Below are 23,442 nucleotides of genomic sequence, written 5' to 3'. Positions count from 1 at the left end.
ACGTGCCGTGTCCCGACGGGCCCGCCCGCACCCCTTCGCCGTACCGCCTCGCCGCAGCAGTCCACGGAGTTCATCATGAGCGATGCCACCGAGCGCCCCGCCGACCGCAAGGCCGAGCCCGACGCCGACGCCTGGGAGACCGCCTGCGCCGAGGACCTCGCGGCCGAGCAGGCCCGCCGCCGGGCCACCTACGGTCCGCCGCCGGGCAGCGCCGCCGAGGAACTGCGCAAGCTCGCCGACGCCGTGACCGACAAGCTCGCCGGCATCCAGCTGCCCGGCGCGCTCGGCGGGATCGCCGCACAGAGCGCCGTCAGCCAGCTCTTCAAGCAGGCCAAGGCCGCCGTCGAGCCGGTCATCGAGCGCAACCCCGACATCTTCGACCACCTCGCCGCGGCCGGCTCCGAACTGCTCGCCGCCTACCGCTCCGCCGTCGAGGGCAGCGAGCGCCGCTGGACCCGCGGCGACGCCGACGACCGGCCCGAGAGCCGCCGCGACGACGATCCGCGCGACGACGACGGCCCCACCGGCACCGAGCGAATCGATCTCGACTGATCCCGGCTCCGGTACGGTGGGTCCTGGCGGGGTTCGAGCGAAAAACTGAGGGACAAATGGGACTCACCATCGGCGTCGACATCGGCGGCACGAAGATCGCGGCCGGCGTGGTCGACGAAGAGGGCTCGATCCTTGAGACGTGCACGGTGCCGACCCCGCAGGCCACCGACGCGCTGACCGAGGCGATCGCGGAGGCGGTCCGCACGGTCGGTGCCGGCCACCACATCGAGGCCGTCGGCATCGGCGCGGCCGGCTACGTCGACGAGAAGCGGGCCACGGTCCTGTTCGCACCGAACATCGACTGGCGCCACGAGCCGCTCAAGGACAAGGTCGAACAGCGCGTCGGCCTGCCCGTCGTCGTCGAGAACGACGCCAACGCCGCGGCCTGGGGCGAGTACAGGTTCGGCGCGGGCCAGGGCCACAGCGACGTCATCTGCATCACGCTCGGCACGGGCCTGGGCGGCGGCATCATCATCGGCAACAAGCTGCGCCGCGGCCGCTTCGGCGTCGCCGCGGAGTTCGGCCACATCAGGGTCGTGCCCGACGGCCTGCTGTGCGGCTGCGGCAGCCAGGGCTGCTGGGAGCAGTACGCCTCCGGTCGCGCCCTGCTGCGCTACGCCCGCCAGCGCGCCTTCGCCACCCCCGAGAACGCCACGGTGCTGCTCTCGCTAGGCGACGGCACTCCCGAGGGCATCCAGGGCAAGCACATCAGCGCCGCCGCCCGCCAGGGCGACAAGGTCGCCATCGACTCCTTCCGCGAACTGGCCCGCTGGGCCGGCGCGGGCCTGGCCGACCTCGCCTCGCTCTTCGATCCGTCGGCCTTCATCGTCGGTGGCGGGGTCTCGGACGAGGGCGAGCTGGTCCTCGACCCGATCCGCAAGTCCTTCCGCCGCTGGCTGGTCGGCAACCAGTACCGGCCGCACGCCCAGGTGCTCGCGGCGCAGCTCGGCGGCAAGGCCGGACTGGTCGGCGCGGCCGACCTGGCGCGTCAGGGCTGACGCGGATGGTGGCTGAGCACTCCGGACTCCCCGCGTCCGGCACCGAGAAGGGTGCCGCGCTGGTCCGCGTGCTCAGCTACAACATCCGCTCGATGCGCGACGACCGGGCGGCGCTGGTCAGGGTCATCCGGGCCTGCGCCCCCGATCTCGTGCTGATCCAGGAGGCGCCGCGGTTCTTCCGCTGGCGCAAGGCCGCCGAGCGGCTGGCCCGCTCGGCGGGACTGGTCCACGTCACCGGCGGCGGCACGACCGCGGGCCCGATGATCCTCTCCACCCTCCGCGCCCATGTGGAGCGCACGGAGGACGTCCTGCTGCCCCGCACCCCCGGGCTGCACCAGCGCGGCTTCGCCACCGCCGTGGTCCGCATCGGCCGCGCCCGGCTGGGCGTCCTCAGCTGTCACCTCAGCCTCGCCGACCGCGAGCGGTACGAGCAGGCCGGGCTGCTGCTGGAGCGGGTGGCGGGGCTCGGGGCGCCGTACGCGGTCGCCGGGGGCGATCTCAACGACCGGCCGGAGGGCCGGAGCTTCAGGCGGGTGGCGGGCACGCTCACCGACGGCTGGGCGGCCAAGCCGTGGGGCGGGGAGTTCACCTCCACGCCCCGGGAGCCACGGCAGCGCATCGACGCCGTCTTCACGACCGACGGCATCGAGGTGCTCGGCTGCGGAGTGCCCCGCGACCTGCCCGGTCTCCGGGACGCGGACCTGCTGGCCGCGTCCGACCACCTGCCCGTACTCGCGGCCTTGCGGGTACCGGCGGACGCGTAGGGGACTGGGGGACCAGGGGATGCCTCGCGGCTAGGGGGCTCCCTGGGAGGGCACCTTTCGGCTCCCTGCGGGAACACCTCTCGCTCTGTGGGAACACCTCTTTGCCCGGCACGGGAATACCTCCCCGCCCCCACCCCGTTGTGGCTCCGCAGGGGGGCCTCGCGCCCCCTACGGGATCTGTTCGCCCTTCCCCCAGGGGCCCGGTGCACACCACGCGGTGCGCACCGCCCGGTTCATGCCACCCGGTTCACACCACCGCGCCGCCGCCCGGCAGATGGTCGTCGTCCCCGTCGTCGTTCTTCATCCGCGCGACGAGCGTGGCGAAGCCGCCCAGGAAGCCGCCGATACCCAGGACCGTGATCCACCAGGTCACGGGCTGCTGGAAGATCACCATGGCGACCAGGAGCAGCGGGCCGCCGAGCACGGCGAGCCAGGCGAACTTGGTGGTGGTGTCGGCCTTCGGCAGCGGAGGCGGCTCGGGCGGGGTGAAGTGGCCCTCGTCGGTCTCGTCGAGGTCGTCGTCGGACGCTTCGGCGGTGGACCAGTCGCGCGGGCCGACGCCCGGGGCGAAGACGACGAAGCTACCGGGACGCGGGCCGGCGCCCTCGTCCTCAGAGTCTCCGGTGGAGCTGTTCGTCGGGGGCCGACCGTTGTCGTTGCCGTCGGTCTCTTGTGTCTTCTCGGTCTTATCGGTCTTCTCGTCCGCGGTCGGGAACGACGGCTCCTCGCCGTAGCCCGCCACGATCTCGGCCCAGGCGGCCTCTTCGTCCAGCGGATCCCGGGGGTCGCGGGGGCTACGCTCCGCCACGGGCCGCCGTCCCCTCCTGGGCCGTGTCCGCCGCTTCCGCCCGCGCCTCGGGGGCGAGCCGGGAGATGAAGGCGAAGGTCTCCTCGAAGATCTGCTCCGCGTCGTGGTCGAGCGTGGCGACATGGTAGCTGCGCTCCAGCAGCGTCTGGCGGACGTCCGTGGACGAGACCCGGGCGAGGATCCGCTCGGAGTCCACCGGACGTACGACATGGTCCTGCGGGCTGGTCATCACCAGCAACGGCTGGGTGACACCCGGGAGTTCGGAGTCCACCTGCTGGAAGAACAGGCGCAGCGAGTGCGCCGCGTGCAGCGGCACCCGGTCGTAGCCGACCTCCTCGACGCCGGGCTTGGCGATGTCGCTCGCGATGCCCTTGGTCGTCTGGACGAGGTGGCGCAGCACCGGCAGCAGCGGCGCGGCCGCGTCGTGCACCTTGTTGCCGGGGTTGACCACGGCCACCCCGCTGATCGCGGAGCCGTGCTTGGCGGCCAGCCGCAGCGCCAGCGCGCCGCCCATCGACAGGCCGCAGACGAAGACCTTGGCGCAGCGCTCGGTCAGCGCGCGCAGCTCGCGGTCGACCTCGGCGTACCAGTCCTGCCAGGTCGTGATCTGCAGGTCCTGCCACCGGGTGCCGTGACCGGGCAGCAGCGGCAGGGCGACGGTCAGTCCCTGGTCGGCCAGATACTCGGCCCAGGGGCGGACGGACTGGGGGGAGCCGGTGAAACCGTGGCACACAAGGACGCCGACCTCTCCGCCGTCGCGGCGGAACGGCTCGGCTCCGGGAAGGAACGGCACCGGGGGACTCCGATCGATGAGAGGGCCTGGCGAGTTACCTCAGGGTACGCAAAGTGACCGCGAGCGGGTAGGTCCGACGGCGCTCACGGCCGGGTGAGGGCCACGTACGCGGGCGTGCACCTGCCGTCGCGCACCTTCGCAGCCCCGTCGGGGCCAGCGTGTCACCGAGGCAGGTTAAGGTCTTTGCGTCACACACAGGAGGCAGTCGGTTGATCTACGGCGCAATGAAGTTTTCCATCGGCGGGTCGCTGAAGCTTGCCTTCAGGCCCTGGGTGGAAGGCATCGAGAACATTCCCGCCGAGGGTCCGGCGATCCTCGCGAGCAACCACCTGTCCTTCTCGGACTCCTTCTTCCTGCCCGCGGTGCTCGACCGCAAGGTCACCTTCATCGCGAAGTCCGAGTACTTCACCTCGCCCGGTGTGAAGGGCAAGCTGACCGCGGCGTTCTTCAAGGGCGTGGGCCAGCTGCCGGTCGACCGCTCGGGAGGCCGGGGCGCGGGCGAGGCGGCCATCAAGAGCGGCATCGAGGTGCTGGAGCGCGGTGAGCTGTTCGGCATCTATCCGGAGGGCACCCGCTCCCCGGACGGCCGGCTCTACCGCGGCAAGCCCGGCGGCCTGGCCCGTGTGGCGCTGGCCACCGGCGCGCCGGTCATCCCCGTGGCGATGATCGACACCGAGAAGGTGCAGCCTCCGGGCAAGGTCGTGCCGAAGATGATCCGGCCGGGCATCCGTATCGGCAAGCCGCTGGACTTCACCCGCTATCAGGGCATGGAGGGCGACCGCTTCATCCTGCGGTCGGTCACCGACGAGGTCATGTACGAGATCATGAAGCTGTCGGGCCAGGAGTACGTCGACATCTACGCGACCGCCGCCAAGCGGCAGATCGCGGAGGCGGCCAAGGCCGCGGAGGCGAAGAAGAAGGCCGAGGCGGAGCAGGCCAAGAAGGCCGCCGCCGAATAGGTCGAAGCAACGGGCAGGGCCGAGGCCGGGCGCGGGCGCGTCCGGCGAGGGGTTGGGGGCCGGCAGTGACGGATGCGGGCATACGGACGGTGGACGGCGGGATGACCGCCAGGCGCCACGGCAAGCACCCCAAGGTGGTGCGGATGTCCGTCGAGCTCCCGTTGTGGCGCGCGCTCACCGGCTACCGCGTCCTCACCCTCGTCTACACCCTGTGCCTGGTCGCGCTCTCGTACCGCAAGTACGAGCATCCGCTGGTCGCCGTCGGCTACATGGGCGCGCTCACGGTCTGGATGGCGCTGACCTGGCGGCGTACCACCTCCCCCGAGCGCTGCACCCGGCACTTCCTGATCGCCGACCTCGGCTTCGCGGTCGGCGGGATCCTGCTCACCCTGCTGGTCGACAGCCGCGCCCGGATCATGGACGGTGCGCCGACGCTGCCGTCCATCTGGGCGGCGGGCGCGGTCCTGGGCTTCGCGATCAAGGGCGGCTGGCGCTGGGCGGCGGTGGCCTCCAGCGCGGTGGCGGTCGCCAATCTGGTCGTGCGTCAGGAGCTGGCCCGCGACACCATCCACAACGTGGTGCTGGTGTGGGTGGCCAGTGTCGCCATCGGCTATGTCGTCGAGGTGGCGCGCGCCAGTGAGCGGACGCTGGCCCGCGCGCTGCAGATCGAGGCGGCGACCCGCGAACGGGAGCGGCTGGCCCGCGACATCCACGACAGCGTGCTGCAGGTGCTGGCGATGGTGCAGCGGCGCGGCGCCGCGATCGGCGGGGAGGCGGCAGAGCTGGGCCGGATGGCGGGCGAGCAGGAGGTCGCGCTGCGGACCCTGGTCGCCGGCGGGCTGGTGCCGCCGGCGCGGCCGGGCACCGCGCGGCCGGTGCCCCACGAGGCCGACGGGGACGGCGAGGCGCGGTCCGTGCCGTACGACGAGGGCGCGGCGGGCCGGGCGGCGGCGTCCGGGAGCGTGCCGTCGGCGGCCGCCGGCGAGCCCTGCGACGTCCGGGCGCTGCTGGCGCCGCACGCCGGTGCCGGCGTCACGTTCTCCGAACCGGGCGCCCCGGTCGTCCTGCCGGCCGCCGCGGCGGCGGAGCTCGCGGCCGCTGTCAGTGCCGCGTTGGACAATGTACGGGTGCATGCGGGGGCCGGCGCCCACGCATGGATCCTGGTGGAGGACGAACCGCACGCGGTGATCGTGACGGTCCGCGACGACGGCCCCGGCATCCCCGAGGGCCGGCTCGCGGACGCCGAGCGCGAGGGCCGGCTGGGCGTGGCCCTGTCGATCCGCGGCCGGCTGCGGGATCTGGGCGGCAGCGCGGAGTGGGTCTCGGTCCCCGGCCAGGGTGCGGAAGTGGAGTTGACGGTCCCCAAGGGCGCGGCGCCCGAGGGTGGAAAACGGGGGAAGGCGACGGCGTGAGTGAGCAGACGGCCCTGAGGGTCATGGTGGTCGACGACCACCCGATGTGGCGCGACGCGGTCGCGCGGGATCTGTCGGAGGCCGGCTTCGACGTGGTGGCGACGGCCGGCGACGGCCTCCAGGCGGTGCGCAGGGCGCAGGCCGCCTCGCCCGAGGTGCTGGTCCTGGACCTCAATCTGCCGGGGCTGCCCGGTGTGCGGGTGTGCAAGGAACTGGTCGGCGCCAATCCGGCGCTGCGGGTTCTGGTGCTGTCCGCCAGCGGTGAGCACGCCGATGTGCTGGAGGCGGTCAAGTCCGGCGCGACCGGCTATCTGCTGAAGTCGGCGAGCACGGAGGAACTGCTGGACGCGGTGCGGCGCACGGCCGCCGGCGACGCGGTGTTCACCCCGGGCCTGGCGGGTCTGGTGCTCGGCGAGTACCGCAGGCTGGCGACGGAGCCCGCCCCGGCGACGCCGGACGAGCCGGGCGCACCGCAGTTGACGGAGCGCGAGACCGAGGTGCTGCGCCTGGTGGCCAAGGGGCTCTCCTACAAGCAGATCGCCGAGCGGCTGGTCATCTCGCACCGCACGGTGCAGAACCACGTCCAGAACACCCTCGGCAAGCTCCAGTTGCACAACCGCGTGGAGCTGGTGCGCTATGCGATAGAGCGCGGCCTCGACGAGGCCTGAGCCGGCGGAGCGCGGATTCCCGGTCGCGGGCCGGGCCGTGTCCCGAAGCTGTCCGCTCGTACGGGTGAACACCTCATGTCAACTCCCCGGTAAATCACCGGAATCACCGTTTGTCCCATCCCGGAGTGACCCAGATCACCATTAGCGTGACCGGCGTCGGATCGGCCATGGCCGTGCGCGGCCACTGAAACGGGATGAAGGTGATTGCAGCGATGCGGGTCGGAGTACTGACCGGTGGCGGCGACTGCCCGGGTCTGAACGCGGTGATCAGGGGCATCGTCCGCAAGGGCACCCAGGAGTACGGATATGACTTCGTCGGCTTCCGGGACGGCTGGCGCGGGCCGCTCGAAGGCGACACGCTGACGCTGGACATCTCGGCGGTACGCGGCATTCTGCCCCGGGGAGGCACGATCCTCGGCTCCTCGCGGACCAACCCCTTCAAGCAGGACGAGGGCGTCCGCCGGATCAAGGACAACCTCGCCAAGCAGGAGATCGAGGCGCTGATCGCGATCGGCGGCGAGGACACCCTCGGCGTCGCGGCGCGGCTCTCCGACGAGCACGCGATCCCCTGCGTCGGCGTCCCCAAGACCATCGACAACGACCTGTCGGCGACGGACTACACCTTCGGCTTCGACACCGCCGTCGGCGTCGCCACCGAGGCCATCGACCGGTTGCACACCACCGCCGAATCCCATATGCGCGTCCTGGTCGTCGAGGTGATGGGCCGGCACGCCGGCTGGATCGCGCTGCACTCCGGCCTGGCCGGCGGGGCGAACGTCATCCTCATCCCCGAGCAGCGCTTCGACATCGAGCAGGTCTGCCGGTGGATCGAATCCCGTTTCAAGGTGCGCTACGCCCCGATCGTGGTGGTCGCCGAGGGCGCCATGCCCAAGGACGGCCAGATGGTGCTCAAGGACGACTCCACCGACTCCTTCGGGCACGTCCGGCTGTCGGGCGTGGGGGAGTGGCTGGCCAAGGAGATCGAGGCGCGTACGGGCAAGGAGGCCCGTACGACGGTGCTCGGTCACACCCAGCGCGGCGGTACCCCCAGCGCCTTCGACCGCTGGCTGGCCACCCGCTTCGGGCTGCACGCCATCGACGCGGTGCGCGACGGCGACTTCGGAAAGATGGTCGCGCTGCGCGGCACGGACATCGTCCGGGTGCCGATCGCGGAGGCGACCGCGAAGCTCAAGACGGTCGATCCGGCGCTCTATGCCGAGGTCGGCGTCTTCTTCGGCTGAGGCCGGCCGCCTCCGGCCGCCCCCTGACCGACGCCCCCGGTGCCCCCGTCCGTGCTCCGGGGGCACAGCCGGGCGAGGGGCCGTATATTCGCTTACGCGGCATATGCACCGCTGTGCGGCCCTCGCTCCCCGGCCGGGCCGCTCACCGGCGGTGGTACGGAACCGGCGGGAGAACCGGGAGAGCTCGTGGAGATCGTCGCCTTCGGCGTGCAGGCGGATGAGCGTCCGTTCCTGGAGCGGGCCTTCGCCGGGCACCACCAGATCCGCGGCCTGGACGTCTTCCTCAACCGCGACACCGCTCCCATCGCGCACGGCTACGAGATCGTCAGCACCCACGTCGACGCCGATCTGAGCGCCGACGTCCTGCAGACCCTCGCGGCCGGCGGGACGAAGATGATCGCCCAGCGTTCCACGGGCTTCAACAACATCGACCTGGAGGCCGCGGCGGACCTAGGGATGAGCGTCGCCCGGGTCGCCGCCTACTCGCCGTACTCGGTCGCGGAATTCGCCTGGGCCCTCGCGCTGGCCGTCGACCGGCGGCTGATCCGGGCCGGCCACCGCACCCGCAACTTCGACTTCCGGCTGGACGGCCTGATGGGCCGCGATCTGCACGGCCGCACCGCGGGCGTGCTCGGCACCGGCAGGATCGGCGAGGCGTTCACCCGGATCGCCCACGGCTTCGGGATGAACCTGCTGGGCTGGGACATCGCCGAGAATCCGCGCTGCGTCGGGCTGGGCATGAAGTACGTCGCCCCGGAGCGGCTGTTCGCCGAGGCCGATCTGATCACGCTGCACCTCCCGCTGGTGCCGGCCACCCGACACTTCGTCGACGCCGCCGCGCTGGCCGCGATGAAGGACGACGCGATCCTGATCAACTCCAGCCGCGGCGGGCTCGTCGACACCGCCGCCCTCGTCGACACGCTCAAGGCCGGCCGGCTCACCGGCGTCGGCCTGGACGTCTACGAGGAGGAGGCCGGGCTCTTCTCCTTCGACAAGTCCCTGGACGTCATCGACGACGACACCCTCGCCCGCCTGATGACCTTCGGAAACGTCCTGGTCACCGCGCACCAGGCGTACTTCACGGAGGAGGCGGTCGGCCAGATCATCGAGGCCACCGTGGCCAACGTCGAGGACTACCTGACCGGCCGCACCAACGAGAACATGCTGGTCACACGAGGACAGCTGCCAGCAGCTGCGCGGTGACCGCGGCGCCGTCCAGCGTCAGTACCGACTCGGGGTGGAACTGCACCCCCGCGAAGCCCGGCCCGCGCAGCGCATGCACCTCGCCGGTCTCCGCGTCCCGGCTCAACTCGACGCGGTGCATGGCCAGTTCGGCCTCCGTGCGGTCGTCGCAGCGGGCCGTGTAGGTGTTGTAGAAGCCGACCGTCTCCTGGCGCCCGAAGAAGTCGATCCGCTCCTGTGCGCCCTGGTAGGGCACCTCCTTGCGGACGATGTCCAACCCCAGCTCCGCGGCGAGCAGTTCATGCCCCAGGCACACGCCCAACAGGCCGTGGCGGTGCTCGGCGACCAGCTCGGCGGTCAGTGATCGCAGAAAGCGCATCTTGGGGTCGGTGGCGTCGCCCGGGTTGCCCGGGCCCGGGCCCAGCACGACCGGTCCCCGGTGCGCGAGGGCGGCCGCGCGCAGACCCGGCTCGTCGAAGCGGCGCACCGTCACGGTCAGCCCCGAGGTGCGCAGCAGATGCGCGAGCATCGCGGTGAAGGTGTCCTCCGCGTCGACGACCAGGGCGTGCCCGCTCAGCTCGGCGGTCGGCGCGGTGGTCTGCATCCGCAGCCAGAAGGGGGCGAGGTCGGCGCGGCGGGCGTCCAGCGCGGCCCGCACCCGCGGGTCGTCGGCCAGCCGCGGCGCCGGGCCCCCGGAGGCCGGGCGCGCCGGTGCCGCGCGGACCCCCAGCGCGGTGAGCACGCCCGCCGCCTTGGCGTGGGTCTCGGCGACCTCGCCGTGCGGGTCGGAGGCGCGCACCAGTGTCGCGCCGACCGGCACCCGCAGCCGGCCGTCGGCGGCGATGTCGGCGGTACGGATCAGGATCGGCGAGTCCAGCGTCTGCGCGCCCCCGGCGTCCCGGCCCAGCAGCGCCAGCGCACCCGCGTAGTAGCCGCGGCCGCGCCCGTCCGGCCCCACCGGTTCGTGCCGCTCGATGACCCGGCAGGCGTTCTGCACCGGCGACCCGGTGACCGTCGCCGCGAACATCGTCTCCTTGAGCACCTCGCGCACATCGAGGGTGGAGCGGCCGCGCAGCTCGTACTCGGTGTGCGCCAGGTGCGCCATCTCCTTGAGGCGGGGCCCGATCACCACCCCGCCCCGGTCGCCGACGGTGCACATCATCTTCAGCTCCTCGTCCACCACCATCGACAGCTCCTCGACCTCCTTGCGGTCGCCGAGGAACGCCAGCAGGCTCTCGGGGGTGGGGCCGCCGGCCGGGTAGCGGTAGGTGCCGCTGATCGGGTTCATCACGACCGTGCCCCCGCTCATCCGCACATGCACCTCGGGGCTGGCGCCGACGAGGGTGCGCACCCCGGGGCGGTGCACGACATAGGTCCAGTACGCGCCGCGCTCACCGGCCAGCAGCCGCCGGAACAGCGCCAGCGCGTCGGCGGCCGAGAAGTCCGCGATCGTGCCCTCGAACGTCCGGCGGATGACGAAGTTCGCCCCCTCGCCGGTGCCGATCTCGTCCCGCACCACCCGTTCGACGATCTCGGCGTAGGCGTCGTCGGCCACGTCGAACGCCCCGTCCGTCACCCGTACGTCATGCGCCGGCAGCGCCGCCAGCACCTCCTCCAGGGGTAGCTCGTGGCTCTCCTGGGGGCGCAGCACCGCCAGCGGGGTGCCGTCGTCGTGGGCCCGGAAGCCGCGCTCGCGGATCTGCCGGAACGGGATCAGCGCCAGCGCGTCGATGACGGGTTCCTGGGACGCCGTCTCGGCCAGTGGGATGTCGGCCAGTCGGTCGACCTCGGTCACCTCGCCGATCAGCACCTCGACGGTGGGGGAGGCCGCCTCCCGGCCGGGGGACCTGCGGCGCAGCAGGGCGAACGGCGGGCAGGCGGGGTCGAGCAGCCGTCGGACAAGTGCTGCGGCGTCGGCGCGGGCGGGGTGGGGCTCGCGGTGCATGGCGGGTTCCTTCCGGAAGGGGCCGGGGAGAGCCGGAAGAGGGAACAGCCGCCGCGAACGCCGAAGGCCGCCCTCGGGCGGCCTTCGCGAAGTCTTGGATGTGCGCGCGAATCAGTGGGCCGCCGGATGAGCGGTCCACCACCAGTCCTGGTTCATGAACGGTCGCGTGTACACGGGGGGCACCCTACCGGACCGTCCGAGTGCGGTGCGTCTCAAAGTCCGGATGGCGGACGGACAGCTCTCCGGGACCCCGTAATGTGGGGCATGTGACCGTGAACGCTGAAACCCACGCCGGTGGCAACACCTGGCGAGACCTGCCCGCGGCGCAGCAGCCTGACTGGCCGGACCAAGAGGCTCTGCGCGATGTGATCGCGGAGCTCGAGTCCTATCCGCCGCTCGTCTTCGCGGGTGAGTGCGACCAGCTGCGCGAGCGCCTGGGAGCGGTCGCCCGTGGTGAGGCGTTCCTGCTTCAGGGCGGCGACTGCGCGGAGGCCTTCGACGCCGTATCCGCCGAGCACATCCGCAACAAGCTCAAGACGCTCCTGCAGATGGGCGCCGTCCTCACCTACGCCGGGTCCGTCCCGGTGGTCAAGGTCGGCCGGATCGCCGGCCAGTACAGCAAGCCGCGCTCCAAGCCCACCGAGACCCGCGACGGAGTGACCCTGCCGACGTACCGCGGCGACTCCGTCAACGGCTTCGAGTTCACCGCCGAGGCCCGCATCCCGGACCCGCAGCGGCTGAAGCGGATGTACAACGCCTCCGCGGCGACCCTCAACCTCGTGCGCGCCTTCACCACCGGCGGCTACGCCGACCTGCGCCAGGTGCACGCCTGGAACCAGGACTTCGTGAAGTCCTCGCCCTCCGGGCAGCGCTACGAGGCGCTGGCCCGCGAGATCGACCGTGCGCTGAACTTCATGAACGCCTGCGGGGTGGACCCGGAGGAGTTCAAGACGGTGGAGTTCTTCTCCTCGCACGAGGCGCTGGTCCTCGACTACGAGTCGGCGCTGACCCGCGTCGACTCGCGCACCGGCAACCTCTACGACGTCTCCGGCCACATGGTCTGGATCGGCGAGCGCACCCGCCAGCTGGACGGGGCGCACATCGAGTTCGCCTCGCGCATCCGCAACCCGATCGGCGTCAAGCTCGGCCCGACGACCACGCCGCAGGAGGCGCTGACGCTCATCGAGCGCGTCGACCCGGAGCGTGAGCCGGGCCGGCTGACCTTCATCACCCGCATGGGTGCGGACAAGGTCCGCGACAAGCTCCCCGAGCTGGTCGAGAAGGTCACCGCCTCTGGCGCGAAGGTCGCCTGGATCTGCGACCCGATGCACGGCAACACCTTCGAGGCGGCCTCCGGTCACAAGACCCGGCGCTTCGACGACGTGCTGGACGAGGTCAAGGGCTTCTTCGAGGTCCACAAGAGCCTCGGCACGCACCCGGGCGGCATCCACGTCGAGCTGACCGGTGACGATGTCACCGAGTGTGTGGGCGGCGGCGACGAGATCTTCGTCGACGATCTGCACCAGCGCTACGAGACCGCCTGCGACCCGCGGCTCAACCGCAGCCAGTCGCTGGACCTGGCGTTCCTGGTGGCGGAGATGTACCGCGACCAGTAAGTGGTGAACTGCACGCAAGTGGGGCGCGGATCCTGTGATCCGCGCCCCACTGCGTTGTTCGGGCCCGGGGGCCGTTGTGAAGCCCCAGGGGGCCGGGTAAGGTAAGGGTAACCTCACTCAAGATCAGCTGATCTGGTCGATGAGTCTTCCCCCGAGAGCCCCACGGAGGTGAACCCGCGTGTACGTCTGCTCCTGCTTCGGGATCACCGAGCAGCAGGTTCGCGAGCACGCGGACACGGGTGCCTGTACGCCCCGCCAGATCGCCTCCGCCTGCAAGGCCGGCACCGACTGCGGCAGCTGCGTACGGCGCATCCAGGCCCTGCTCGGCAGGGGCGACTGCCCGCGCCGGGAACTCATCGACAGCGGTGCCGCCGACCCGCTGGCCCCCGAGGACCGCACGCCCGGGCCGCAGCGGGGCGCGGAGGTGGGCGCAGTGGTGCCCGTGGCGCTCTCGGAGGCCGCGTAGTCCCCAGGGCCGTCCGGCTCCCGCCGTCGCGCTCGCGCCGGGGTGCCCGCCCGCTCAGCTCGGCTGCTCGATCACCTGGGCGATGTAGAGCGCCTCTCCGAGCTTCTCGACCAGCTCCAGCTGCGTGTCGAGATAGTCGATGTGGTGCTCCTCGTCCGCGAGGATGTCCTCGAAGATATTCGCCGAGGTGATGTCGCCCTTGTTGCGCATCAGCTCGATACCGCGCTTGAGCCGGTCGATCGCCTCGACCTCGATCTGCCGGTCGGCCTGGAACATCTCGGTGACCGACTGGCCGACCCGGACGTGGAAGAGCCGCTGGTAATTCGGTAGACCGTCGAGGAACAGAATCCGGTCGGTCAGCACCTCCGCGTGCTTCATCTCGTCGAAGGACTCGGAGCGGGTGTACTTCGCGAGCTTTGTCCAGCCGAAGTTCTCCTGCATCTTGGCGTGCAGGAAGTACTGGTTGATCGCGGTCAGCTCGGCGGTCAGCTGCTCGTTGAGGAATTCGATGACCTCGGGGTCGCCCTGCATGGCTGCGGGCTCCTTCCACGCGAGAACTGGGCAGGTGCCGCGCATCCTCGCACCGCGCGAAGAGGGCGTCCAGTAAGTTCACGCTTAGTACGAGTTGCCCGAATCTCTCCCTCCCTGGTCATCGGCACCCCTTCCGGTCTGACAACATGGAGGACATGGGTCAGCCGGAAAGCCGCGAAGAGGAGCATGCTCAGCTGCCTCCCGGGCAGCGGCTGCAGAGGGGCTGGCCGGTGACGCACTACGGGCCGGTCCCGAAGTTCCGCCCCGAACGCTGGGAGTTCCGGGCTTTCGGCGCCACCGCGGACGGCGAGAAGCACTGCTGGTCGCACGAGGAATTCACGGCACTGCCCTACGCCACGGTCGTGGCCGATATGCACTGCGTGACGAAATTCAGCATGCTGGGAGCCGAATGGGGCGGCGTGCTCACGAAGACCGTCCTGGACCTCGCGCCGCCCGCGCCGGATGTCACCCATGTGATGGTGTGGGCCGAGTACGGCTTCAGCTCGAATCTGCGGCTGGAGGATTTCGCCGCGGAGAAGTGCATCTTCGCCACACACCGCTCCGGTGAACTCCTCACCGCCGAGCACGGTTTCCCGGTCCGCCTGATCGTGCCGCATCTCTACGCCTGGAAAGGCCCCAAGTGGGTCCGCGGCATCGAATACATGCGGGCCGACCGCCGCGGTTTCTGGGAGGAGCGCGGCTACCACAACCTGGGCGACCCGTGGCGCGAGCAGCGCTACTCGTACCAGGAAGAGCCCGGGGACGGGCCCGAGTTCTGACGCCCGGCGCCGCGGGCACCTCCTCGTACGTTCCCGGTACGTCGGCCTAGTACGTCCGCAGCCCCTTGAGGCGGGCCACATCGGCCGCATGGCCCTCCTTGCCGCCCGGGGTCTCCACGACCAGCGGCACCCCGGCGGTCGAGGGGTGGGTGAACAGCTCCGCGAACGGCTCCGCGCCGATGTGGCCCGCGCCGATGTTCTCGTGCCGGTCCTTGTGGGCGCCCGCCACGTCCTTGGAGTCATTGGCGTGGATCAGCTTCAGCCGGCCCTCGCCGGTGACCTCCACCAACTCGTCCAGCAGCGCCTTCATCCCGCCCGGTGCCGCCATGTCGTGCCCGGCCGCGAAGGCATGGCAGGTGTCGAGGCAGACGCCCAGCTTCGGGTGCCGGTCCAGCGCGTCGAAGTACGGCCCGAGGTCCTCGGCCCGGGAGCACAGTGAGGCGCCCTGCCCGGCCGTCGGCTCCAGCAGCAGCCACGGGTCGTCGGGATGCGTCAGCTCGTCGAGCAACGGCCGCATCTCCTCCCTGACCTGCGCCATCGCCATCTCGCGGGGCCGCCCGCCGGTCGCCGAGCCGGTGTGCACGACCACCCCCAGCGCGCCGATCTCCCGGCCGCGACGCAGCGAATGGCGCAGCGACGCCACGGACCGCTCGACCGTCGCCTCGGTGTGCGAGCCGAAGTTGATCAGATACGGCGCATGTACATACACCGGCATCCCCTCCAGCGCGCAGGCCGCGCGGAACGCCTCGTCCTGCTCGGGACTGCCGGGCAGCGTCGCCCAGCCGCGCGGATTGGCCACGAAGACCTGCACGACCTCGTCACCCATCTCACGGGCGTACGGAATGCCGGTCTTGGCCAGGCCGCCGGCGACCGGCACATGGCCGCCGACCGGATTACGGGCACGGGCGCGCTGCTCGGCGCCCTCGGGGGAGGGGGATCTGCTCACCCTCCCAGGGTGCCAGGTGCCGGGCGGCCGCCCTGCCGGGGATCCCCGCCGCTACAGCGCACCCTTCATCTTGATGGTGATCGTGCCGCCCTTCGGGGCCTTCTCGCCGGCCTCGACGGACTGGGTGTCGACCTCGTCCTGCGGGAACAGGAACGGCTTCTTCACCTCGACCCGGAAGCCGTATGAGGTCAGCTCCTTCTTGGCGTCCGCCTCGCTCATGCCGGTGACGTCCGGGACGGCGATCATCTCGGGGCCCTTGGAGAGCGTGAGGGTGACCGTGTCGCCCTTGCCGAGCGGGTCGCCCGCATTCGGCGTCTGCCGGGCCACGGTCCCCTTGTCCTGCGGGGAGAACACCGGCTCCTCGGCGATGCGCACCCGCAGGCCCGCCGCGCGCAGCGTGGCCTCGGCCTCCGCGCGGTCACTGCCGATCACACCGGGCGCATCGACCCGGGCGCCCCGGCTGACGGTCAGCGCCACCGCCGTGTCGGGCCGCCGCTTGATGCCCGCGGCCGGGTCCGTGCGGATCACCGACCCCTTGGCGACGTCGTCGCTGAAGCCATGGGTCACGGTGCTCGGGGTCAGACCGAGGTCGCGCAGCTTGCGCTTGGCGTCCGCGACCGGGGTCCCCGACAGATCCGGGATGGTGACGATCTCCGGGCCGCGGGAGACGGTGATCGTGACCGTGTTCGTGCCGCGGATCTGCTTGCCGTTCGCCGGGTCCGTCTTCATGACATGGCCGCGCTTCACATTGGAGCTGAAGCCGCGTACGACCTTGACCCCCAGACCCGCGTCCCGCAGCTTCTTGACGGCCTTGTCCTGCGGCATGTCCAGCACCGCGGGGACGGTGGTGAACTGGCCCGAGTTGATGTACCAGACGCCGGTGCCGACGCCGAGGAGCAGCAGCACGGCCGCGATGACGGTGACGAGCCGCCGCCGCTGCTGCATCAGCCCGCCGGGGGGCGGCGCGGGGGCGGCCGGCGCCGGCCGCAGCCGGGTCGTCTGCTCCGCCGGCGGCACCTCCAGGCGGCTGGTGCGGTTCAGCTGGGCCTCGTCCGTCCCCGGCAGCGGCAGCTGCACACCGCCGGGCCGCGGCAGCACGTCCGTACGCTCCGTGCCGTCGCCCGCCCCGGCGGTGTCGGCGCCGCCCTCGGGCACCTCCTTGGCCTGCGGCGGAACGACGTCCAGCTGCTCGTCGGTCAGCCCCGCCCGGGTCTCCCGCGCCCGCGACAGCAGCGCCACCGCGTCCTGCGCGCGCTGCTGCGGATCGCGGGCGGTGGCCAGCGCGACCAGCGCGTCCAGCCCCGGCGCGAGCCCGGGGACCAGCTCGGACGGCGGCAGCACGTCCTCGTGCAGATGCTGGTAGAGCACCTGCGCCACCGAGCCGCCGGTGTGCGGTTTGCCGCCGGTGAGCATCTCGTAGAGCACCACGCCGCAGGCGTAGACGTCGACCCGGGCGTCCGCGGTGCCGTGCTCCAGCTGCTCGGGCGCCAGATACGACACGGTCCCCAGGAGCGACCCCGTCGAGGCGGTGGTGTTGGTGTCCACCGCCCGCACCAGACCGAAGTCGGCGACCTTGACCCGGCCGTCGTCGCCGATCAGGACGTTCTCCGGCTTCATGTCGCGGTGCACCAGCCCGGCGCGGTGCGCGGCCCCCAGGGCGGCCAGGATCGGCTCCAGGATGTCCAGCGCGGCCCGCGGCTGCAGGGCGCCGCGCTCGCGCAGCACATCGCGCAGGGTGCAGCCGGCGACGTACTCCATGGCCAGATAGACGTACGTACCGTCGGTGCCCTGGTCGAAGACGCCCACCACGTTCGGGTGCGACAGCCGCGCGACCGACTTCGCCTCACGGATGAAGCGGTCCACGAACCCCCCGTCCGCGGCGAGGCTCGGATGCATCACCTTCAGGGCGAGCACCCGGTCGAGGCGGGTGTCCACCGCCCGGTAGACCGTGGCCATACCGCCGGCGGCGATGCGTGCCTGGACGCGGTAGCGGCCGTCGAGCAGCTGGCCCACGAGCGGGTCTTGGAGCGTCGTATCCACGGCAGACGAGTCTACGGGTCCCCTGCGGTTGGCTTGCTTCCCACGTTGTTGTCTGCGGCGCCGTGCTGGTTTCTCGCCGTTGCTCCCCCACTGCCTAAAGGGCGTGGGAGGTACCCCCTGCGGCGGGCGGGGTCCGCTGCGCGGGGCTGTTCGGCTGCCGGTGACGGGCCTGCGGGGCAGGGGTGTGGGACTGCGGCGCTTTACGTCCCACACCCCTACCCCTCCGGCCCGCCCCCTCCCGTTGAGGGTGGGAAAAGACCGGTGGGGCTGAACGTCAGCCTTCGTGTGCCGACAGTCGACGGATCAGGCCCGCCCCCACCGGGCCTTCCCACTCCCACCCACGGGAGGGGACAGACCGTAGGACGGAGTCCGTAGGGCTGTCACCGCACCCGACACACAAACGCCCGCCGCCAGGCGCAACGGCGAACAACCACCACGGCGGGACAGCCGACAACGTGGGAAGCCAGCCAAGCGCAGCGGACAGGCTAGAACGCCGGCCGTTCCGGATCCAGTTCCGCGACGCCCCCCGTAGGGGAGGACGCCAGGGCGAAGTGCCGGCGGGGGATCCGGCCCGCCCTATAGGCCAGCCGGCCCGAGGTCACCGCGTGGCGCATCGCCTCGGCCATCAGTTCCGGCTCCTGCGCGCGGGTCACCGCGGAGGCCAGCATCACCGCCGCGCAGCCCAGCTCCATGGCGAGGGCGGCATCCGAGGCGGTGCCCGCGCCCGCGTCCAGGATCACCGGGACGCCGGCCCGTTCGGTGATCAGCTGGAAGTTGTGCGGGTTGCGGATGCCCAGGCCGGAGCCGATCGGTGAGCCCAGTGGCATGATCGCGGCGCAGCCCACCTCCTCCAGTTTGCGGGCCAGCACCGGATCGTCGTTCGTATAGGGCAGCACGGTGAAACCGTCGTCCACCAGGGTCTCGGCGGCGTCCAGCAGCTCTATCGGATCGGGCAGCAGGGTGCGCTCGTCGGCGACGACCTCCAGCTTGACCCAGTCGGTGCCGAGCGCCTCTCGGGCGAGCCGGGCGGTGAGCACGGCCTCGCCCGCCGTGAAGCAGCCCGCCGTATTGGGCAGCACCCGAATGTCGTGCCGTTCCAGTACGGACAGCACCGAGCCCTGCACGGTCGGGTCCAGCCGCCGCATGGCGACCGTCGTCAGCTCCGTACCGGAGGCGAGCAGCGCGCGCTCCAGGACGTCGAGGCTGGGCGCCCCGCCGGTTCCCATGATCAGGCGGGATCCGAAGGTGGTGCCGGCGATGGTGAGGGGGTCGGGTCCGGTGGCGGTCGGGGCGGGGGCCGCCCCTCGGGACACTGCGGTATCGGTCATGTCTGCGGATCAGCCTCCCTGGACCGCGGTGAGCACCTCGACGCGGTCGCCTTCGGCGAGCGGGGTGGTGGGCCACTGGGTGCGCGGCACCACGACTTCGTTGACGGCCGCGGCCACCCCCGTGGGCGCCGCGGACAGGGTCGCGACGAGCCGGTCGAGGGTGAGTCCGCCGGGGATCTCGCGGGCCTCGCCGTTGACCGACACGGACACACTGGCGCTGCTCATACGGGCTGCTCCTCCAGCAGGCGGGTGCGCGCGGTCCCCGGGGCGGCGGGGGAGAAGCGCGCGGGAGTGAAGGGACGGGCCTCGTCGGGGAGGTCCCCGGTGGCCAGCACCTCGGCCATCACGTCACCGGTGACCGGCGTCAGCAGCACCCCGTTGCGGAAGTGGCCGGTGGCCAGGTGGAGGCCGGGCAGCGCGGTCGGCCCGAGGAGTGGCGCGTTGTCGGGGGAGGTGGGGCGCAGCCCGGCGCTGCTCTCCACCAGCGGCAGCTCGGTGATGCCGGGGACCAGCTCGTGGGCGTCCCGCAGCAGCTCGTAGACGCCGCCCGCGGTGACGGTGGTGTCCCAGCCCAGCTCCTCCATGGTGGCGCCGACGACCAGCTCGCCGTTCTCCCGCGGCACCAGGTAGAGGGGGTTGCCGCGGACGACGGCCCGTACGGTGCGCGAGAGGAAGGCCGGGGACCCGGCGGGCACGTCCGGCAGCCGCAGCCGCAGCACCTGCCCCTTGACCGGCCGCACCGGCGGCAGCACCTCGTCGGGGACCCCGGCCAGGCGACCGCTGCGGCTGCCCGTCGCGAGCACGGTCTGACCGGCGGACAGCCGTGTGCCGTCGGCGAGTTCGGCGCCCGAGGCGCGGCCGCGGTCGACGGTCAGTCGCTCGACCCGGCTCCGGTGGAGGACCACCCCGGCCCGTTCGCAGGCCACGAGCAGGGCGCTCGCCAGCCGCCGCGGATCGACCTGGTGGTCGCCGTCGACCCGCAGGCCGCCGCGTACGCCGGGGGCCAGCATCGGCTCCAGGCGGCGGCACTCGCGGCCCGTGAGCCACTGTGAGTCCAGGCCCGAGCGGATCTGCAGGGCGTGCAGTTCGCGCAGGTGGGCGCGGTCGTCGGCGTCCAGCGCGACGGCCAGGGTGCCGCACCGCCGGTAGCCGATCGAGGTCCCGGCCGCCTCCTCCAGCTCCTCGGTGAAGCGCGGGTAGCGCCGCGCCGAGGCGAGATTGAGGGCCAGCAGGGTCTGCTCGCCGTAGTGGAGCTCGGTGACCGCGGCCAGCATCCCGGCCGCGACGTGGGCCGCGCCGCCATCGGGCGCCGGGTCGGCCACCGTGACGGTCAGCCCCCGGCCGGCCGCCCGCCAGGCGGTGACCAGGCCGATGATGCCGCCCCCGATGACGAGCACATCAGGGTGCCCGGTGACTGGTTTCGATGGTGTGGCAGATGGATGCATGGGCGTCCAGCCCCTCCCTTCGCCGGCATGACCCGGATCAGGTTCGTACGGTCGGAGGCCGGCCAGCCTCCCTCTCAGCCCGGTGCGTCCGGGCTCCCGCGAGTGCGTGTAGCCGTCACCCTAATACGGGGCGCGAGGCGGGGTAAGGGAACGGTCGGTGTACGCGGGGGCCTCGGCCGTCGGGGGAGGGGCACCGGTGGTGCGTGCGTGCCCGTCCCGCCCCCGGAGCCCGCGGGCCGGGGCGCGGCCCCCGGGGCGCGGGCATGACGCTGTGTCAGAGATCTCGTCGCGCGGTGCTGCGAGCGGCGTCGCACACCGTCCTAGAGTGATTGGGTGAGCGAGCAGAGCAAATCCTCCCAGCCTTCTGACCACACGCCGCGCGTCGTGATCGTCGGCGCCGGAATCGCGGGCGTGCAGACCGCGGTCGCCCTGCGCGAACAGGGGTGGCGCGGTGCGATCACGCTGCTCGGTGACGAGCCCCACCAGCCTTACGACCGTCCCCCGCTGTCCAAGGCGGTGCTGCTGGGCAAGGCCGACGGCTCCGCCTTCGACGTGGACTTCGCCGCGCTCGACATCGAGCTCCACCTCGACCGCCGAGTCACCGCCCTGGTGCCCGACGCCCACCGGATCGAGACGGTGCGGGGCCCGGTTCGCTACGACTACGCGGTGATCGCGACCGGCGCCGAACCGATCACGCTGCCCGGCAGCGAGGGCCTGCCCGGTGTCCATCTGCTGCGCACCCTCGACGACGCCGAGCGGCTGCGGCCGGTGCTCGCCGCCCAGCACGAGATCGTGGTCGTCGGGGCGGGCTGGATCGGCGCCGAGTTCGCCACCGCGGCGCGCGAGGCGGGCTGCGCGGTCACGGTCGTCGAGGCCGCCGACCGCCCGCTGGCCGGTGCGCTGCCCGCCGAGGTCGCCGCCCATATGGCCGGCTGGTACGCGGACGCGGGCGCCGAGCTGCGCACCGGCGCCCGGGTCGCGGCCGTCACCGCCGGCATGGTCACCCTCGCGGACGGCGCCACGCTGCCCGCCGACGCCGTGGTCGTCGGCATCGGGGCCCGGCCCGCCACCGCCTGGCTGGCCGGCTCCGGCGTCGAGGTGTCCTCCGAGGACGGCTCCGTGCTCGCCGACGACCGGCTGCGCACCTCCGCGCCCGATGTGTACGCGGTCGGCGACTGCGCCTCCTTCCCGTCGGCCCGATACGGCAGCCGGCTGCTGGTCCACCACTGGGACAACGCCCTCCAGGGCCCCCGTACGGTCGCCGAGAACATCGCCCGCGGGGAGGCGGAGGGGCTGGTCTACGACCCCGTGCCGTACTTCTGGTCCGAGCAGTTCGGCCGGTTCGTGCAGTACGCGGGCCATCACGGGGACGCCGACGAGCTGGTCTGGCGCGGCGATCCGGCGCAGGCCGCCTGGTCGGTGATCTGGCTGCGGGGCGGACGGCTCGTGGCGCTGCTGGCCGTGGGGCGGCCGAGGGACCTCGCCCAAGGGCGCAAGCTCATCGAGCGGGGCGTGACCCTCGACCGGGACCGGGCCGCGAACGCCGCCGTACCGCTGAAGGCCGCGGCTCAGTAGACAGGCGTGTCGTCACCCTCCGGTGTGCCGGAGGCCCCTGATGGCGATGCCCGGCTACCGACTGTCAGTGCGAGGTGGCAGGCTTGTCCTGTGACCGAGATTGACGCAAACATCGATGGACTCGTCCCCGCCTGGCTCACCCTCCCCGACATCGCCGAAAAGCTCGGCGTCGAGGTGACCCGTGTCCGGCAGCTGGTCAAGGAGGGCCAGCTGATCGCGGTGCGCCGCGGCGAGAACAGGGTGCTGCAGGTACCCGCCGATTTCATCCAGGACGACAAGGTGGTCAAGGGCCTCGTCGGCACGCTCACGCTCCTCAAGGACGACGGCTTCACCGACGAGGAGATGCTGGAGTGGCTGTTCACCGCGGATGAGACCCTCCCCGGAACCCCGGCGCAGGCGCTGCGCGAGAATCGCGGCACGGAGGTGAAGCGCCGGGCCCAGGCGCTCGCCGTCTGACGCGCCCGGCGCTCGTCAGCGACCGCATCAGCATCCGTAACCACATCTACGGGGTGTACGGACCGGAAGGTCCGGTCCGTACACCCCCGACCTGGGGGGAAGCCGCCCGATGAGCACCGCACGACAGGCCCTGTCCGACGCCCGGCTCTACCTCTGCACGGACGCCCGCAGGACCCAGGGAGACCTTCCCCGGTTCCTGGACGCGGTGCTCTCCTCCGGCGTCGACATCGTCCAGCTGCGCGACAAGGGCATGGAGGCCGGCGAGGAGCTCCGCCACCTGGAGGTCTTCGCGGACGCCTGTCGCCGGCACGGCAAGCTGCTCGCGGTCAACGACCGCGCGGACGTCGCCCATGCGATCGGCAGCGATGTGCTGCACCTCGGGCAGGGCGATCTGCCGGTCCCGGCCGCCCGCGCCATCCTCGGCGCGGACGTCCTCATAGGCCGCTCCACCCATGCCGAGGCCGAGGTGGACGCCGCGATCGCCGAGCCCGGGGTGGACTACTTCTGCACGGGCCCGTGCTGGCCGACGCCCACGAAGCCGGGCCGCCACGCCCCCGGCCTCGATCTGGTCCGCTACACCGCGGAGCGCGCTGCGCAGCGCCCCTGGTTCGCGATCGGCGGGATCGACGCCGGCAATCTGGACGAGGTGCTCCAGGCGGGCGCCCGCCGGGTCGTGGTGGTCCGCGCCGTCACGGAGGCCGACGACCCGGGAGCTGCGGCCGCCGCGCTGGCCAAGCGGGTGCGCGAGTGGGACGACCGGGCCTAGGGACACACCCCCTGGGCGACGGCCGGGGACGGCACCCGCTGACGCTCGGGAGAGCCGGGCACGGGTGGCGCAGGGGTCGTGAACCGGACGCCCGGGCGGCCGGAAAATGTCCAATCAGTGGACACGAAGCCGACCAACCAGGCAAAACGTCGATGACGGTTGGTGTGTGCCC

Annotated in this window: 23 protein-coding genes and 1 riboswitch; of the genes, 14 read left to right on the top strand and 9 right to left on the bottom strand. The window is 72.1% G+C overall.

All coding sequences use genetic code 11. From position 1 onward, the window contains the following. Positions 1 to 75 precede the first annotated feature (75 nt). From WAB15_RS11995 to WAB15_RS11985, 3 genes are read left to right on the top strand one after another with little or no spacing between them, the layout of a single operon-like run. On the top strand, positions 76 to 552 hold the full coding sequence (locus WAB15_RS11995) for a DUF5304 domain-containing protein (RefSeq protein ID WP_399147523.1): 477 nt from the start codon (positions 76 to 78) through the stop codon (positions 550 to 552). Between the two features lie 56 nt (positions 553 to 608). Beyond that, complete coding sequence (locus tag WAB15_RS11990; protein ID WP_407286195.1) at positions 609 to 1,550, top strand: ROK family glucokinase; 942 nt, start codon at positions 609 to 611, stop codon at positions 1,548 to 1,550. A gap of 5 nt (positions 1,551 to 1,555) precedes the next feature. Next, positions 1,556 to 2,314 (top strand): endonuclease/exonuclease/phosphatase family protein, encoded by a 759-nt coding sequence (locus WAB15_RS11985; protein ID WP_407286194.1) that lies wholly within the window; start codon positions 1,556 to 1,558, stop codon positions 2,312 to 2,314. Positions 2,315 to 2,561: 247 nt separating this feature from the next. On the opposite strand, the gene WAB15_RS11980 is transcribed toward WAB15_RS11985, so the two are convergent. After that, a complete protein-coding gene (locus tag WAB15_RS11980; protein WP_407286193.1) occupies positions 2,562 to 3,122 on the bottom strand; it encodes a hypothetical protein in 561 nt (186 codons plus the stop codon). Beyond that, on the bottom strand, positions 3,109 to 3,915 hold the full coding sequence (locus WAB15_RS11975) for an alpha/beta hydrolase (RefSeq protein ID WP_407286192.1): 807 nt from the start codon (positions 3,913 to 3,915) through the stop codon (positions 3,109 to 3,111). The genes WAB15_RS11980 and WAB15_RS11975 overlap by 14 nt, the downstream gene beginning before the upstream one ends. 224 nt (positions 3,916 to 4,139) lie before the next feature. On the opposite strand from WAB15_RS11975, the gene WAB15_RS11970 reads away from it, so the two are divergent. From WAB15_RS11970 to WAB15_RS11950, 5 genes are all read left to right on the top strand, one after another. Beyond that, the gene (locus tag WAB15_RS11970; RefSeq protein WP_393494267.1) at positions 4,140 to 4,874 is read left to right on the top strand and encodes a lysophospholipid acyltransferase family protein; all 735 of its coding nucleotides are present in this window, start codon (positions 4,140 to 4,142) and stop codon (positions 4,872 to 4,874) included. A gap of 101 nt (positions 4,875 to 4,975) precedes the next feature. Further along, positions 4,976 to 6,286 carry a MacS family sensor histidine kinase gene (gene macS / locus WAB15_RS11965; protein ID WP_407286191.1) on the top strand — a complete coding sequence of 437 codons (1,311 nt, stop codon included), beginning with the start codon at positions 4,976 to 4,978 and terminating at the stop codon, positions 6,284 to 6,286. Next, positions 6,283 to 6,954 (top strand): response regulator, encoded by a 672-nt coding sequence (locus WAB15_RS11960; RefSeq protein ID WP_399147529.1) that lies wholly within the window; start codon positions 6,283 to 6,285, stop codon positions 6,952 to 6,954. The genes macS and WAB15_RS11960 overlap by 4 nt, the downstream gene beginning before the upstream one ends. 212 nt (positions 6,955 to 7,166) lie before the next feature. Next, positions 7,167 to 8,195 carry a 6-phosphofructokinase gene (locus tag WAB15_RS11955; RefSeq protein WP_399147530.1) on the top strand — a complete coding sequence of 343 codons (1,029 nt, stop codon included), beginning with the start codon at positions 7,167 to 7,169 and terminating at the stop codon, positions 8,193 to 8,195. Positions 8,196 to 8,381: 186 nt separating this feature from the next. Next, the gene (locus tag WAB15_RS11950) at positions 8,382 to 9,398 is read left to right on the top strand and encodes a 2-hydroxyacid dehydrogenase (protein ID WP_407286190.1); all 1,017 of its coding nucleotides are present in this window, start codon (positions 8,382 to 8,384) and stop codon (positions 9,396 to 9,398) included. On the opposite strand, the gene WAB15_RS11945 is transcribed toward WAB15_RS11950, so the two are convergent. Beyond that, positions 9,364 to 11,322, bottom strand: coding sequence for an anthranilate synthase family protein (locus tag WAB15_RS11945; protein WP_407286189.1), 1,959 nt, complete (start codon positions 11,320 to 11,322; stop codon positions 9,364 to 9,366). The two genes, WAB15_RS11950 and WAB15_RS11945, sit on opposite strands and share 35 nt — an antisense overlap. A gap of 266 nt (positions 11,323 to 11,588) precedes the next feature. Between WAB15_RS11945 and WAB15_RS11940 the strand changes: the two genes are divergently transcribed. Both WAB15_RS11940 and WAB15_RS11935 read left to right on the top strand, forming a co-directional pair. Beyond that, positions 11,589 to 12,938 (top strand): class II 3-deoxy-7-phosphoheptulonate synthase, encoded by a 1,350-nt coding sequence (locus tag WAB15_RS11940; protein ID WP_399147533.1) that lies wholly within the window; start codon positions 11,589 to 11,591, stop codon positions 12,936 to 12,938. Between the two features lie 178 nt (positions 12,939 to 13,116). Beyond that, a complete protein-coding gene (locus tag WAB15_RS11935) occupies positions 13,117 to 13,404 on the top strand; it encodes a bacterioferritin-associated ferredoxin (protein WP_399147534.1) in 288 nt (95 codons plus the stop codon). 54 nt (positions 13,405 to 13,458) lie between these two features. Here the strand turns inward: WAB15_RS11935 and bfr are convergent, their stop codons facing one another. Continuing rightward, complete coding sequence (bfr, locus tag WAB15_RS11930) at positions 13,459 to 13,935, bottom strand: bacterioferritin (RefSeq protein WP_399147535.1); 477 nt, start codon at positions 13,933 to 13,935, stop codon at positions 13,459 to 13,461. 155 nt (positions 13,936 to 14,090) lie between these two features. Here bfr and WAB15_RS11925 point away from each other — a divergent pair, with 155 nt between their 5' ends. Continuing rightward, a complete protein-coding gene (locus WAB15_RS11925) occupies positions 14,091 to 14,714 on the top strand; it encodes a sulfite oxidase-like oxidoreductase (RefSeq protein ID WP_399147536.1) in 624 nt (207 codons plus the stop codon). Between the two features lie 46 nt (positions 14,715 to 14,760). On the opposite strand, the gene WAB15_RS11920 is transcribed toward WAB15_RS11925, so the two are convergent. From WAB15_RS11920 to thiO, 5 genes are all read right to left on the bottom strand, one after another. After that, positions 14,761 to 15,660: a deoxyribonuclease IV gene (locus WAB15_RS11920; RefSeq protein ID WP_399147537.1), complete on the bottom strand. Its 900-nt coding sequence runs from the start codon at positions 15,658 to 15,660 to the stop codon at positions 14,761 to 14,763. Between the two features lie 51 nt (positions 15,661 to 15,711). Continuing rightward, a complete protein-coding gene (gene pknB, locus WAB15_RS11915) occupies positions 15,712 to 17,700 on the bottom strand; it encodes a Stk1 family PASTA domain-containing Ser/Thr kinase (RefSeq protein ID WP_399147538.1) in 1,989 nt (662 codons plus the stop codon). Between the two features lie 485 nt (positions 17,701 to 18,185). Then, complete coding sequence (locus WAB15_RS11910) at positions 18,186 to 18,926, bottom strand: thiazole synthase (RefSeq protein WP_407289207.1); 741 nt, start codon at positions 18,924 to 18,926, stop codon at positions 18,186 to 18,188. Between the two features lie 111 nt (positions 18,927 to 19,037). Beyond that, positions 19,038 to 19,253, bottom strand: coding sequence for a sulfur carrier protein ThiS (thiS, locus tag WAB15_RS11905; RefSeq protein ID WP_399147539.1), 216 nt, complete (start codon positions 19,251 to 19,253; stop codon positions 19,038 to 19,040). Then, positions 19,250 to 20,473 (bottom strand): glycine oxidase ThiO, encoded by a 1,224-nt coding sequence (gene thiO, locus WAB15_RS11900; protein ID WP_399147540.1) that lies wholly within the window; start codon positions 20,471 to 20,473, stop codon positions 19,250 to 19,252. The genes thiS and thiO overlap by 4 nt, the downstream gene beginning before the upstream one ends. Next, a riboswitch (TPP riboswitch) is annotated at positions 20,471 to 20,583 on the bottom strand. (Overlaps the previous gene by 3 nt.) Before the next feature lie 223 nt (positions 20,584 to 20,806). On the opposite strand from thiO, the gene WAB15_RS11895 reads away from it, so the two are divergent. The 3 genes from WAB15_RS11895 (at position 20,807) to thiE (ending at position 23,270) form a co-directional block, all read left to right on the top strand. Beyond that, entirely contained in the window at positions 20,807 to 22,048 is a 1,242-nt protein-coding gene (locus WAB15_RS11895; RefSeq protein WP_399147541.1) for an NAD(P)/FAD-dependent oxidoreductase, read from the top strand. A gap of 90 nt (positions 22,049 to 22,138) precedes the next feature. Further along, positions 22,139 to 22,504, top strand: a complete 366-nt coding sequence (locus WAB15_RS11890) for an Rv2175c family DNA-binding protein (protein WP_399147542.1) — start codon at positions 22,139 to 22,141, stop codon at positions 22,502 to 22,504. A 109-nt stretch (positions 22,505 to 22,613) separates the two neighbouring features. Beyond that, a complete protein-coding gene (gene thiE, locus WAB15_RS11885; RefSeq protein WP_407286188.1) occupies positions 22,614 to 23,270 on the top strand; it encodes a thiamine phosphate synthase in 657 nt (218 codons plus the stop codon). Positions 23,271 to 23,442 lie beyond the last annotated feature (172 nt).

The sequence above is a fragment of the Streptomyces sirii genome (assembly GCF_045690365.1).
In the GTDB taxonomy this organism is placed as follows: Bacteria; Actinomycetota; Actinomycetes; order Streptomycetales; family Streptomycetaceae; genus Streptomyces; species Streptomyces sirii.
The sequence above is the reverse complement of the archived record's forward strand: the minus strand, read 5'-3'. Positions and strand labels throughout refer to the sequence as shown.

Excerpts from the sequence above, each read along its gene's own strand:
- WAB15_RS11990 (WP_407286195.1), top strand. The coding sequence starts at position 609 with ATGGGACTCACCATCGGCGTCGACATCGGCGGCACGAAGATCGCGGCC.
- thiS (WP_399147539.1), bottom strand. The coding sequence starts at position 19,253 with ATGAGCAGCGCCAGTGTGTCCGTGTCGGTCAACGGCGAGGCCCGCGAG.
- macS (WP_407286191.1), top strand. The coding sequence starts at position 4,976 with ATGACCGCCAGGCGCCACGGCAAGCACCCCAAGGTGGTGCGGATGTCC.
- WAB15_RS11970 (WP_393494267.1), top strand. The coding sequence starts at position 4,140 with ATGAAGTTTTCCATCGGCGGGTCGCTGAAGCTTGCCTTCAGGCCCTGG.
- thiO (WP_399147540.1), bottom strand. The coding sequence starts at position 20,473 with ATGCATCCATCTGCCACACCATCGAAACCAGTCACCGGGCACCCTGAT.
- WAB15_RS11910 (WP_407289207.1), bottom strand. The coding sequence starts at position 18,926 with ATGGGAACCGGCGGGGCGCCCAGCCTCGACGTCCTGGAGCGCGCGCTG.
- WAB15_RS11945 (WP_407286189.1), bottom strand. The coding sequence starts at position 11,322 with ATGCACCGCGAGCCCCACCCCGCCCGCGCCGACGCCGCAGCACTTGTC.
- WAB15_RS11985 (WP_407286194.1), top strand. The coding sequence starts at position 1,556 with ATGGTGGCTGAGCACTCCGGACTCCCCGCGTCCGGCACCGAGAAGGGT.
- WAB15_RS11925 (WP_399147536.1), top strand. The coding sequence starts at position 14,091 with ATGGGTCAGCCGGAAAGCCGCGAAGAGGAGCATGCTCAGCTGCCTCCC.
- WAB15_RS11995 (WP_399147523.1), top strand. The coding sequence starts at position 76 with ATGAGCGATGCCACCGAGCGCCCCGCCGACCGCAAGGCCGAGCCCGAC.
- bfr (WP_399147535.1), bottom strand. The coding sequence starts at position 13,935 with ATGCAGGGCGACCCCGAGGTCATCGAATTCCTCAACGAGCAGCTGACC.
- thiE (WP_407286188.1), top strand. The coding sequence starts at position 22,614 with ATGAGCACCGCACGACAGGCCCTGTCCGACGCCCGGCTCTACCTCTGC.
- WAB15_RS11955 (WP_399147530.1), top strand. The coding sequence starts at position 7,167 with ATGCGGGTCGGAGTACTGACCGGTGGCGGCGACTGCCCGGGTCTGAAC.